Below are 12,090 nucleotides of genomic sequence, written 5' to 3' on the forward strand. Positions count from 1 at the left end.
CTTTGATTGCTTATGGCAATCACTCTTGGGAGTGAACTAAGTTCACTCAAATTATTGGAATTAACGTTGACATATTGTCATTCAGTTTTCAATGTTCATTGTGCTTGTCTTTCTGTCTCACAAGATTTAATTATACTCTCTTGTGTTTTGAAAGTCAACAACTTTTTTAAAAAAGTTTTTTGTTGTCTTTCGAAGTGCTTGCCCCGTATGAGTTATCTCTACCGGACAAGATATAACTATACAGGGTTTCAAACACTATAACAAGCATAAAAATTACACTTTTGCTGCTTTTTTTAAACTTTTTTTAATTTTCTTTTGTATTAAGCCATTCTTTTATCTTCGGCAGTTGTTCTAAAGCATCTTGATAACCTAAATCATACATTGCTGAAAGCTTATCTCGATTCTTTTCCATACGATCAACTTTTAAATCTTTAGATGGACGAATTACAATTGCATGACCATTCTTTTCCTGGTTATCGACATATTGCAGTGTTTCATTATAAACTGCAGGACGTTTTTGCATCGCTTCATCTACTTTCTTATAACCTTTCACTTTAAAGTATTTAGAAAGTCGACTCGAACGTTTTACATATCCTTTCGGTCTCGTAAGTACAACAACATTATTGATCATGCCATCACGTTGTGCTTTTCTTAAAGGTATTGGATCTGTAACACCACCATCTAATAACTTCTTACCATCGTATTCTACAATGGGTGCCATTAGAGGTAATGAACTTGATGCACGCAGAATCGTCATTAGGTCTTTCCTTAAATATGCTTTATTAAAGTATTCCGTTTCTCCTGTTTCACAGTTTGTGCACGCAATGACATATTCGCCTTTATATTGAAGAAAGTCTTCCATATTAAACGGCACATGCTCTCTCGGGATTTCATCAAAGATAAAATCCATTCCAAACATCTCTTTATTCTTTATATAGTTAGAAAGAGATAAGTAACGTTTATCATCTAAAAAATCTAAAGATACTTTCTTATTTCTTCCTTTCTGTTTAGAAAGATAAGATGCTGCCATGTTTCCACCAGCTGAAACACCGATTACATAGTTAAATTGAATATCATGTTCTAAAAAACAGTCTAATACTCCCGCAGTATATATCCCTCTCATACCGCCGCCTTCTAATACTAATCCAGTCGTCATTTTATTCACCTCATTATATTTAATAATTATAACAGGCTATATAGAAAATTTCTTATTGTAGAAGCAACAATTTTCTAATACATTAAAATAGCAATAAAAATATATCAATTAAACTCGAGGAGCAAATCAATGAAAAAATATTTATTATTATCGTTACTTCTTTTAGTCCTATTTGGATGTAGTAACAACGAAACGCAAGAAACCTATCACCCAAAAACATTAAAGGTTCAGTTTGTACCTTCTCAAAATGCCGAAACTTTGGAAGCAAAAGCAAAGCCGTTAGGTAAACTACTATCTAAAGAACTGAATATGCCTGTAAAAGTATCAATCGCCACAAGCTATAATACTATAGTAGAAGCAATGCGTTCTAAACAAGCTGATGTTGCTTTCTTACCACCTACTGCATATGTTATGGCTCACGACCAAGGCGCTGCAGATGTGATTCTAAAATCACTCCACGAAACTGAAGTAAATGGTAAAAAATCAGTTACAGACTATTACAGAGGACAATTTGTTGTTAATCGTGATAGTAAAATCAAGAATATTGAAGATATCAAAAATAAACGCATCGCATTACAGGAATCTACTTCAACATCAGGTTATCTTTATCCAGTTGGATTATTACAAGATAAAGGAATAGATATCGAAAAAGATTTAAAAACAGTGATGGTAAAAGGTCATGATAAAGCAATTACTGCACTTATCAATTACGAAGTGGATGTCGCAGCAACTTTCCAGGATGCGCGTGATTATTTAGAGAAAGACTATCCTCGTGTTAAAAAAGAAACACGTATCATTGCTGTAACGAAAAAAATTCCAAATGATACGATATCAGTGCAAGCTGATTTAGATAAAAAATTAAAAGAAGATATTAAAGGTGCATTTATAAAACTTTCAAAAGATAAAGCATCTAAAAAAATTATTAAAGAAATATATTCTCATGATGGATATGCACCAACGAATGATAAATCGTACGACACAATTCGAAAATATGTTAAGGCACAAAGTAAGGAATAATTTATATAAAAATGCTTTTTGTTAATTTAAATAATTAAATTAAGCTAAACTCAATTGATGAGTTTAGCTTTTTCTGTAAAGGAGCATTACAATGACACAAATTATTTTTAAAGACGTCAATAAAGTTTATCCCAATGGGCATGTTGGTTTGGATAATGTCAATCTCGAAATCAATAAAGGAGAATTTATTGTCATTGTCGGTCTATCGGGTGCAGGTAAGTCTACTTTATTGCGTTCGATTAATCGATTACACGAAATTTCATCAGGTGATATATCAATTGACGGTGTTTCCATCACTCAGGCAAAAGGTAATAAATTGTTAATGATGCGCAGGAATATTGGGATGATCTTTCAAAGTTTCAATTTAGTAAAACGTTCTTCTGTTATTCGTAATGTACTTAGTGGTCGTGTCGGATATCATCCAACATGGAAAATGATGCTTGGATTATTCCCGAAGAAAGATAAACAAATTGCATTGGAAGCTTTAGATAGAGTAAATATCGTTGAAAAAGCATATAGTCGTGCAGACGAACTATCCGGTGGACAACAGCAGCGTGTCTCTATCGCACGCGCCTTAGCTCAAGAACCAAAGATTATATTAGCTGACGAACCTGTTGCATCATTAGATCCACTTACTACGAAACAAGTAATGGATGACTTAAAGCGTATTAATCAAGAACTAGGCATAACTATTATCGTTAATCTGCACTTTGTAGATTTGGCAAGGGAATATGCTACACGTATTATTGGATTACGTGCAGGTAAAGTTGTGTTTGACGGACCGGTAGAACAAGCAACCGACAATGCATTTTCACATATCTATGGTAGAGACATTAAAGACGAAGAGTTGATGGGGGTTAAATAATGAAAAATCTCGACATAAAATCTACCGGTCACATAAAAGCGACATTTACAATACTACTGATATTATCATTGATTATCTGGAGCGGATGGAAGACCAACTTCAGTTTGTCCGGGCTAGCCTTAGGTGCGCCAGAAATGATGAACTTAATACGAGAAATGTCGCCACCAGATTGGAGTTACTTTAAAGAAATTGTTTATCCGATGCTGGACACTATTCGTATGGCGGTTCTTGGTACTACATTTGGATCATTACTCGCTATTCCTGTAGCACTATTATCTGCAAGTAATGTATTTAAATCAAAGTGGATTAATATACCAGTACGTTTAGTGCTCAATGTCATTCGAACAATCCCCGATTTATTACTCGCTTCGATATTCGTTGCAGTGTTTGGTATCGGCGCATTACCCGGGATATTTGCTTTAACCGTATTATCATTCGGTATTGTGGCAAAATTATTTTATGAATCTTTAGAAAATATCGATGATGGTCCGTTAGAAGCGATGACTGCTGTTGGTGCAAATAAATCAAAATGGTTAACTTTCGGAGTATTACCTCAAGCTATTGCGCCGTATCTCTCATTTGTACTATTTACATTTGAAATTAACATTCGTGCTGCAGCTGTACTTGGTTTAGTAGGGGCTGGTGGTATCGGATTATTTTACGATAAGACACTTGGCTACTTTGAATATCCAAAAGTAACAACTATTATAATATTTACGTTACTTATTGTTATGGTCATCGATTATGTGAGTACGAAAGTAAGGGAGCGTTTACTATGAGCAAAAACTACGATTATTTGAAACCTAAATCATCCGTACCCACTATTATTCGTACAGTTCTTATTATCATAATATTACTTGCTCTCTATATTTGGGCGTTTAGTGGAATGCCTAAAATAGAAATTAAAGAAAAGTCTTTTGAAATTTTATCAAATATCTGGAATGGCATTATCCACCCTGATACAGGTTACATCTACATGCCTGAAGGAGAAGATTTATTACGCGGCTTATTAGAAACGTTTGCTATCGCTTTTTTAGGAACGATGATTTCGGCTGTGCTATGTATTCCTCTAGCTTTTCTTTCAGCCCGAAATATTTCGAATCGATTCTTATCTGAAGTAAGTAAATTTTTCTTGAGTTTAATTCGAGTATTCCCTGAAATTATTATGGCGCTACTATTTATTAAAGCAGTAGGACCAGGTGCTTTTGCCGGTGTACTTGCCGTAGGTACACATTCTATAGGAATGCTCGGAAAGTTATTTGCTGAAGATATGGAGAATTTAGATATGGGACCATCAGAAGCTTTAATGGCAACTGGTGCCAATAAAACAAAAACTTTAATGTTTGCCGTTGTCCCTCAAATATTACCTGCTTTCTTATCATTCGTGTTGTACCGCTTCGAGATTAACTTACGAAGCACCTCTATTTTAGGATTGATCGGTGCAGGTGGCATTGGAACCCCACTAATATTTGCACTCCAGGGACGCACATGGGATCGTGTCGGAATGATATTAATCGGTATCATCATTATGGTTATTATCGTCGATACTTTATCAAGTGCTATTCGAAAAAGACTAGTTTAATCATTAATATTAATAGATATAAAAATAAGCATCGTCAATCAATGATTGAGGATGCTTATTATTTTGAATGAACGTTATATCTCTGTTCTACCAGATATCGCTTTAGATAAAGTTACTTCATCTGCATATTCTAAATCGCCACCCACAGGTAAACCATGTGCTAAACGCGTTGTTTTAATACCAATCGGTTTAACGAGTCTTGAGATATACATTGCAGTAGACTCACCTTCAATATTTGGGTTGGTTGCCAGAATTAATTCCGTTACTTCTTCATCTTTTAAACGCGTTAAAAGTGATGGAATATTAATATCTTCCGGACCTACACCTTCCATCGGTGAAATTGCACCATGTAACACATGATACATCCCTTTATATTCGCGCATCTTTTCCATTGCAATAACATCTTTCGTCTCTTCAACAACACAAATCATAGAACGATCACGTGTTGTATCACTACAAATATAGCAAGGATCCGTATCAGTAATATGACCACAAACTGAGCAATATGTCAGTTCGCGTTTCACGTCTACTAATGCTTTCGCAAAATTCATCACGTCATCTTCTTTCATATCTAAAACATGAAAGGCAAGACGACTTGCAGTCTTCGGACCTATACCAGGCAACTTCATAAAACTATCGATAAGTTTCGATATTGGTGCAGGATAATGCATATTACATCATTCCTGGAATGTTTAATCCTTTAGTATGTTGTCCTAAACGTTGTGCAGTAACATCATCTGCTTTTGCTAATGCATCGTTTGTTGCAGCTAATACTAAGTCTTGTAACATTTCGATATCTTCCGGATCTACTACTTCTTCTTTAATGATGACATCTAGTACTTCTTTATGTCCAGAAACAACAACAGTAACCATACCGCCACCAGCTGTTCCTTCAATTCTTTCTTCTTTCAATTTTTCTTGCTCTTCAGCCATTTTCTTTTGCATCTTTTGCATTTGTTTCATCATTTGTTGCATATTTCCGCCACCGCGCATATTCATTTCCTCCTAAGTTTAATCAATAATATTAATTGCATCTTCACCAAATAAATTTGCCGCTTCTGATACAATATCAACTTCTACAGGTTTCTCTTCCTGTTTTGGTTGTTTTCTATTCTCAATATAAGTATGTCGAACTTGTAGCCATTGAGAATCTGGTACTCCTACCATTTTAACTTGTTTTTTAATAATTGTGTATACTATTGCTTCAATCTGTTCTCTTTTTGCATCATCATTATTGACCATATCACAATGAATCTCTTCACCAAATTTAATAAGCACATGCGTACTACTTGCCGCGACAGGCTCTGAATGTTTCAGCAAGCTCACTAATGAACGCTGCCCTTGTGATTCAACGTGAGCAAGCAACTCTCCCCAATTACTCTTCAAGAAGTTTAAATCCTCACGATTCGCATTATCAAGAACTGTTTCTATTTGACGCATTGAGAAAGCATTCTTGTTCTTCTTAGGCTCTTTTTTAGTTTTCTGAGGTGCTGATGCTTGAGTAGCACCTTGATTGATACGAGATTCTAAAGCATTGATACGCGCTTCAATATGACTTGTATCTATCCCTGGTGCACCAGCATTGCTTTGTACACTTTGCTGAGGTGCACCCGCTTCACTTTGTTTCACGAGCTCAGACAGTTTAACAATCAGTACTTCAAAATGTACGTTCGAATTGACAGAAAAACGCATCGCTACTAGTGTATCGTTAATCTTATCAATCATTTCATAAATCGTAGGTAATGCTAATGAATAAATCGCAGCATCGCCTTTTTGATCTGTCGCAAATTCCACAATAACATCACGCAGAAAATAAATTAAATCATTTACTAGACGGGTAACTTCCTTACCATCCGCAAGTAATTGATGATACTGTTCAAAAGCACCTTTAACGTCATGTACAATCACTTTATCCATAAGTGACATTAAATCATCACGACCGACACTACCCGTTACATTTAAGACGTGATTTAACGTTAACTTCGCTTCACCAAATGCGATTGCCTGATCTAAAATACTTAATGCATCACGCATACCACCTTCAGCACTCGTAGCAATAAATTCAAGTGCCGCATCTTCATATTCGATACCTTCCTTGTTACAAACAAATGCTAAGTGGTCTTTAATATCAGGTAAAGCAATTGCTTTGAAGTCGAATCGTTGACAACGCGAAATAATTGTAGCAGGAATTTTATGCGGTTCTGTTGTCGCAAGAATGAAGATGGCGTGTGCTGGTGGTTCTTCTAACGTCTTTAACAACGCATTAAAAGCACCCGTAGTAAGCATATGCACTTCATCGATAATATATACTTTATACTTTGATTCACCCGGTGCATATTTGACTTTATCACGAATATTACGAATCTCATCTACACCATTGTTACTCGCCGCATCGATTTCTATTACGTCAGAATTCGTTCCGTTTGTAATCGACACACAAGTCGGACAATGATTACAAGGTTCACCCGTATCACTTTCCGTACAGTTAATCGCTTTCGCAAAAATCTTAGCGATACTCGTTTTCCCTGTACCACGTGGACCATTGAAAAGATAAGCATGAGAGATTTTATTTTTCTGAATTGCATTTTTTAAAGTTGTCGTAACATGCTTCTGCCCCACAACTTCTTCGAAAGACTGTGAACGAAACACACGATATAAAGCTTGATAACTCAAGTGAGTCCCCTCCAACAAAAATTAGTAATCTTATTATAACATTGAACGGAAAACCGTCCTATTAAAAGCATCAAAAAAAGCTTGAGGAAAAACCCCAAGCCTTGAAACCTTTAAATTATTATTTTACAACGACATAACGCGTCTTTTTAGCAGTGTTCCCTTTGCTGTCTGTCGCAGAGTAGTAAAGTTTGTATTTACCTTTTTTACTTGGATTAACTTTACCTTTGTATGTTACTTTAACATATTTCTTATCTACATAGTCATAAGCTTTAATACCTTTAGTATAAGAGAATGTCTTTTTGCTGTAAGTTGTATTTTTAACACCAGAGATAACAGGTGCTGAGTCTACAACAGTTGCAGTGTTAGAAACATAGATGTAGCTTCTTTCTTTACCTTTATAGTCTCTTAATTTTTCTCCGTTTTTACCACGGATAGCGAATTTAACTGTGTAGCTACCAGGTTTTGTGAATGTAAACTTATTATCTTTAACAGATAATTTCTTTTTACTTCCAGCACGTGTAACGCTCATTACTTGAATATTGAAATCTTTATTATTCATTTGAACATTACTATTCGGTTGTTCATATAACTCAACATATACAGGTAATGTATATTTTTGACCTGCTTTAAATTGATAGCCATTGAATGAAGACATACCAGGACCATCAATTACAGGCATTTCAGCCGGCTTCTTAATAAAGTTAATTTCAGCTGTTTGATAGAAATTATCTTTGTTGAATGTAAATTTAGAAGATGGATCTACAATATATCCTTCTTTTAAATAATAAGCTTTGATATCTTTTAATTGTTCATCAGTTAGTTTAGTCGTTACATCTGAATAGCGGTTATCATAACCAGTCTCTTGTAATACAGTGAATGAAGGAATCGCTGATTTAATAACTTGACCATCACGTTTTAAAGTAAATGTCACTAAAGCTTCATCAAATTGGTAACCAGGTGTCTGTTTTAAATCAATATTCGTGATTTCTTCTGCATTTGCAGGTACTTTATCAGGGTTATTAATTTCAAAACCTTGTGGTAAAGTTAATTGATATTTTTTTGTTAAGTCACGTAAATCATAAACTTCAATATAGTCAGTACCTTTTTCTGCAGTAACTGTACCAGTAGAAGTCAATTTACCTGTCGACTTAGGGAAATCAGTACGTCCGTCTAACGTTTTAAAATTGATCGTTAATTTACCATCAGTTCCAGTTGATAATTTAATTACTTTAGGCGAATTAACAACAGCTTCACGTGCACTAACCAATGCATTTTTTGCTTTATTTAAATCTTCAACTTTAGAAGCAGCATCTCCATATACTCTGACCGCTTCTTTCTTCTTAGCAACATAATCTGCAACTAACTTAGTAGGTTTAGAACCTGTTGAAACTTTTACTTCAATTTCAGCATTCAATGCTTTTTTTGCATCACTCAAAGCTTTAGTATCTGCAGCTGTTTTTGCTATACGTGCATCTCTTGTTTTTGTTGTTATTTCTGATAATGATTTGCTTTCTGCAGAGAATGCTTCATCTTTAGTATCTGTAGATTTCAACAAGTTTTCCGCTTTTGTGATTGCTTCTGCTAAAGACTTGTAAGTTGCATCCGTCTCACCTAATACTGTTTTAGAATTTGTTAATTCAGCTTTTGCTTTTTCTACTGCAGATTCTAAACTTTGTTTTGCAGTAGGCGTATTGGTACTAGTATTTCCTGTTGCAGTTTGTATTGTAGTATTAGCTGGTTGATTAGCACTCGCTACCCCAGTTAAAATTGTTGTCGATAAAAGTGCAGCTGCGATACTTGTAGAATATAACTTTGATACTTTCATTAAATTCGCCCCTTTTTCAATAATATTGATATCTTCTACATTATAATCAAATTGATACAAAATATCCATATTATTTACAAGTACTACACAATTTTTACAATTATGATTATTTTTAATGAAATAAAAAAACACGCCATATGACGTGTTCATCTATAAAAACGCTATTAATTTATAATTAAAGCCGTGCACCTTTGCTTTGAATAACAAACACAAGCGTTACCCAAGTCGACAGCTCAAAACCGGCTACCCCAGTCACATACAAAGTACCACTTAATGCTGCTTCCTTCCGGACCTGACATGATTCATGGGTTTATATTGGCTAGGACCGATCTCTCAACACTACGTATTCGGGTCAGACCTCACAACTTGTTACCCGAGGCAAAGGGATTAGGTCTTGCCTAAGCGGATTGCAAGTACAGGGAACCGCTACCTCCCCACTTAGCACGGTAATATTTATAATACTAAATCTAACTATATAATGCAACAATAAACTTCTACTTCTCTTTACTAATCGTTCTTCTCGAGAAATCTACAAACTTAAATTCACTTGCTCTATGTTTAGAAACGTTGTATTGAAATGGTGTCGCATCAGCAAGATGTACAATTGATCGCACGACTGCTGCATACGGTGGTGTTGCTTCAACAAATAAATCTATTTCATATTCAGACATCGGTTCAAATGTAATCACCTTATTAGAATATGCAATCTTTAAGCCTAAACGACGTTCGATATAATCATAGATTGATTGCTCAGCAATTTCTTTAGAAAGTGCTGGCATCATTTCCTGAATAAAATAATCAGTATCTACGATGTTAACAAGATCATTCTTTCTTCTTGAACGAACAACTCTAAATAACTTTGTATCTTCACTAATATTTAACGCTTCCTGTACTTTCGGATGATTTTTTGCCACAACTGTTTCAAAACTTTCCACTACAGTATGATAATCCATATTAAGTGATTGTTTTATCTCTTCGAAACTAATCAATTGCGACACCGGAAAGTTCAATGATTGATCATAAATAACAACCGACCCTTTGCCCTTCAGCTTTTGGATAAATCCATTCGTTTGTAATAAACTTAATGCTTTTCTTACTGTTTCACGTGATACGCCATACTTTTTTACAAGTAAGTTCTCAGATGGTAACTGCTCACCATGCTTGTACTCATCATTAATAATCTTTCCACTTAACTCCTGATAAATCTTTCGATACTTATTACTGTTCATCATGCCACCCCTATACTTTATGAGTCAATTAGCATCAAAAAATCGGAAAGTTTATCGAAGAATGGCAATTGCTTGATAAGGTTCCAGTACATTTGAATGATACGTTCCATTGTTGATTAAGATGCTACCTTCAATATCTATTGAAGATGGCACATCAACTGGTTCATCTGTAAAGTTCGCTAATACAAGGATAGACTTATCATCAAGCTTTCTTTCATACGCAAAAATTTGCGGATGCTCTTCTAATAAAGGTTTCACCTCTCCGTAAGTGATAATATCTAAGTTATGTCTTAATTCAATTAACTTTTGATACGTATAAAATACAGAGTTTTTATCTGCTAGTGCTTGTTTTACATTGATTTGTTTATAATTTTTAGCCACATCAATCCAAGGCGTTCCAGATGTGAATCCTGCATTTTCACTATTATCCCATTGTACCGGACTTCTTGAATTATCTCGTGATTTATCTTGTAATATATCTAATATTGCACCATTTGTAAACCCATTATCTGACATGATTTGATAGGCATTTGTAGATTCTATATCACGGTATTGACTAATATCGTCCAAATAAAGGTTGGTCATACCTATTTCTTCACCTTGATAAATATAAGGTGTGCCTTGTAAGAAATGTAATGTTATCGCTAACATCTTCGCACTTTTTACACGACGCTCTTCAGTAGAATCATCTCCGAAACGGCTCACAACACGGGGTTGGTCATGATTACACCAGAAGATTGCGTTCCAGCCGCCACCTTTAGAAATACCAACTTGCCAGTCGAATAAAATACGTTTCAATTCAATAAAATCAAACGGCATTTTAGTCCATTTTTCGCCGTCTTTATAATCTACTTTAAGATGATGGAAGTTAAAGACACTGCTTAATTCATGACGATCTTCGCGCGTGTAGTTAATACAATGCTCTAAAGTCGTAGAACTCATTTCTCCAACCGTCATAAACCCTTCTTTATCACCAAATGTGTTACGGTTCAACTCATTTAAGAATTCGTGAACACGCGGACCATCAGTATAAAATTCTTTACCGATTTTCTCTGAATCTCTATATTCCGCTTTAGAAATCAAATTGATTACATCGAAACGGAAACCATCCATACCAAAATCAATCCAATAATTAATCATGTCATAGATTTCTTTACGTAACTGTTCATTCTCCCAGTTTAAATCAGCCTGAGTTACATCAAATAAACGTAAGTAATATTGATTCGTCACAGGATCTAATTGCCATGCATTACCACCAAACTTTGATTCCCAGTTCGTCGGAGGAAGACCATCTTTCCCGTCTTTCCAAATATAATAATCGCGGTATGGATTATCTTTTGATTTACGTGACTCGACAAACCAGTTATGTTCAGTGCTCGTGTGATTGATAACAATATCAGACATGATTTTAATGCCACGTGCATGCGCTTCATCTAATAAACGTTTAAAGTCTTCTTTCGTACCGAAGTCTGGATTAATCTCATAATAGTCGCTAATATCGTAACCATTATCATTCATTGGAGAACGATACACCGGCGTTAACCATAAATAATCTACACCAAGCGTCTTTAAATAATCTAACTTTTCAATAATACCGTTAATATCTCCCTGACCATTGCCTGTCGTATCATTAAATGACTTTGGATAAATTTGATATACAACTGACTTTCTCCAATCAGTAACTGCCATTATTAAAACTCCTAACGTTTTTTGATAATATAATTTTACAACGAACAACCTGTA

General features: G+C 34.9%; 11 protein-coding genes and 1 other RNA gene. 4 read left to right on the plus strand and 8 right to left on the minus strand.

Annotation, left to right across the window (positions count from 1 at the left end; translation table 11 throughout):
- Window positions 1-304 precede the first annotated feature (304 nt).
- Window positions 305-1,156 carry a patatin-like phospholipase family protein gene (locus BFS35_RS11325; RefSeq protein WP_099581582.1) on the minus strand — a complete coding sequence of 284 codons (852 nt, stop codon included), beginning with the start codon at window positions 1,154-1,156 and terminating at the stop codon, window positions 305-307.
- A gap of 129 nt (window positions 1,157-1,285) precedes the next feature.
- Here BFS35_RS11325 and BFS35_RS11330 point away from each other — a divergent pair, with 129 nt between their 5' ends.
- The 4 genes from BFS35_RS11330 to phnE (BFS35_RS11345) all read left to right on the plus strand — a co-directional run bounded on the left by BFS35_RS11330 (window position 1,286) and on the right by phnE (BFS35_RS11345) (window position 4,620).
- Entirely contained in the window at window positions 1,286-2,173 is an 888-nt protein-coding gene (locus BFS35_RS11330) for a phosphate/phosphite/phosphonate ABC transporter substrate-binding protein (RefSeq protein ID WP_099581584.1), read from the plus strand.
- Window positions 2,174-2,264: 91 nt separating this feature from the next.
- Window positions 2,265-3,038, plus strand: coding sequence for a phosphonate ABC transporter ATP-binding protein (gene phnC, locus BFS35_RS11335; protein ID WP_099581586.1), 774 nt, complete (start codon window positions 2,265-2,267; stop codon window positions 3,036-3,038).
- Window positions 3,038-3,817, plus strand: coding sequence for a phosphonate ABC transporter, permease protein PhnE (gene phnE / locus BFS35_RS11340; RefSeq protein ID WP_099581588.1), 780 nt, complete (start codon window positions 3,038-3,040; stop codon window positions 3,815-3,817). The genes phnC and phnE (BFS35_RS11340) overlap by 1 nt, the downstream gene beginning before the upstream one ends.
- Window positions 3,814-4,620, plus strand: coding sequence for a phosphonate ABC transporter, permease protein PhnE (gene phnE / locus BFS35_RS11345; protein ID WP_099581590.1), 807 nt, complete (start codon window positions 3,814-3,816; stop codon window positions 4,618-4,620). Before phnE (BFS35_RS11340) ends, phnE (BFS35_RS11345) begins: the two co-directional genes overlap by 4 nt.
- A 74-nt stretch (window positions 4,621-4,694) precedes the next feature.
- Here the strand turns inward: phnE (BFS35_RS11345) and recR are convergent, their stop codons facing one another.
- The 7 genes from recR to treC all read right to left on the minus strand — a co-directional run bounded on the left by recR (window position 4,695) and on the right by treC (window position 12,036).
- A complete protein-coding gene (gene recR, locus BFS35_RS11350) occupies window positions 4,695-5,291 on the minus strand; it encodes a recombination mediator RecR (RefSeq protein ID WP_099581592.1) in 597 nt (198 codons plus the stop codon).
- 1 nt (window position 5,292) lies between these two features.
- Window positions 5,293-5,613: a YbaB/EbfC family nucleoid-associated protein gene (locus tag BFS35_RS11355; RefSeq protein ID WP_096077802.1), complete on the minus strand. Its 321-nt coding sequence runs from the start codon at window positions 5,611-5,613 to the stop codon at window positions 5,293-5,295.
- 18 nt (window positions 5,614-5,631) lie between these two features.
- On the minus strand, window positions 5,632-7,293 hold the full coding sequence (gene dnaX / locus BFS35_RS11360) for a DNA polymerase III subunit gamma/tau (RefSeq protein ID WP_099581593.1): 1,662 nt from the start codon (window positions 7,291-7,293) through the stop codon (window positions 5,632-5,634).
- Window positions 7,294-7,411: 118 nt separating this feature from the next.
- Entirely contained in the window at window positions 7,412-9,118 is a 1,707-nt protein-coding gene (locus BFS35_RS11365; protein WP_158554313.1) for an immunoglobulin-like domain-containing protein, read from the minus strand.
- Window positions 9,119-9,299: 181 nt separating this feature from the next.
- Window positions 9,300-9,565, minus strand: an RNA gene (ffs, locus tag BFS35_RS11370) — signal recognition particle sRNA large type.
- A 47-nt stretch (window positions 9,566-9,612) separates the two neighbouring features.
- Window positions 9,613-10,347, minus strand: coding sequence for a trehalose operon repressor (gene treR / locus BFS35_RS11375; protein ID WP_099581597.1), 735 nt, complete (start codon window positions 10,345-10,347; stop codon window positions 9,613-9,615).
- A gap of 51 nt (window positions 10,348-10,398) precedes the next feature.
- Complete coding sequence (treC, locus tag BFS35_RS11380; RefSeq protein WP_099581599.1) at window positions 10,399-12,036, minus strand: alpha,alpha-phosphotrehalase; 1,638 nt, start codon at window positions 12,034-12,036, stop codon at window positions 10,399-10,401.
- Between the last annotated feature and the right edge of the window lie 54 nt (window positions 12,037-12,090).

It is taken from the genome of Macrococcoides goetzii (genome assembly GCF_002742385.2).
Taxonomy (GTDB): Bacteria; Bacillota; Bacilli; order Staphylococcales; family Staphylococcaceae; genus Macrococcoides; species Macrococcoides goetzii.

Bases quoted from the DNA above. Each gene is read 5' to 3' on its own strand.
- recR (WP_099581592.1), bottom strand. From the start codon at position 5,291: ATGCATTATCCTGCACCAATATCGAAACTTATCGATAGTTTTATGAAG.
- treC (WP_099581599.1), bottom strand. From the start codon at position 12,036: ATGGCAGTTACTGATTGGAGAAAGTCAGTTGTATATCAAATTTATCCA.
- phnE (WP_099581588.1), top strand. From the start codon at position 3,038: ATGAAAAATCTCGACATAAAATCTACCGGTCACATAAAAGCGACATTT.
- phnC (WP_099581586.1), top strand. From the start codon at position 2,265: ATGACACAAATTATTTTTAAAGACGTCAATAAAGTTTATCCCAATGGG.
- BFS35_RS11365 (WP_158554313.1), bottom strand. From the start codon at position 9,118: ATGAAAGTATCAAAGTTATATTCTACAAGTATCGCAGCTGCACTTTTA.
- phnE (WP_099581590.1), top strand. From the start codon at position 3,814: ATGAGCAAAAACTACGATTATTTGAAACCTAAATCATCCGTACCCACT.
- treR (WP_099581597.1), bottom strand. From the start codon at position 10,347: ATGAACAGTAATAAGTATCGAAAGATTTATCAGGAGTTAAGTGGAAAG.
- BFS35_RS11325 (WP_099581582.1), bottom strand. From the start codon at position 1,156: ATGACGACTGGATTAGTATTAGAAGGCGGCGGTATGAGAGGGATATAT.
- BFS35_RS11330 (WP_099581584.1), top strand. From the start codon at position 1,286: ATGAAAAAATATTTATTATTATCGTTACTTCTTTTAGTCCTATTTGGA.
- BFS35_RS11355 (WP_096077802.1), bottom strand. From the start codon at position 5,613: ATGCGCGGTGGCGGAAATATGCAACAAATGATGAAACAAATGCAAAAG.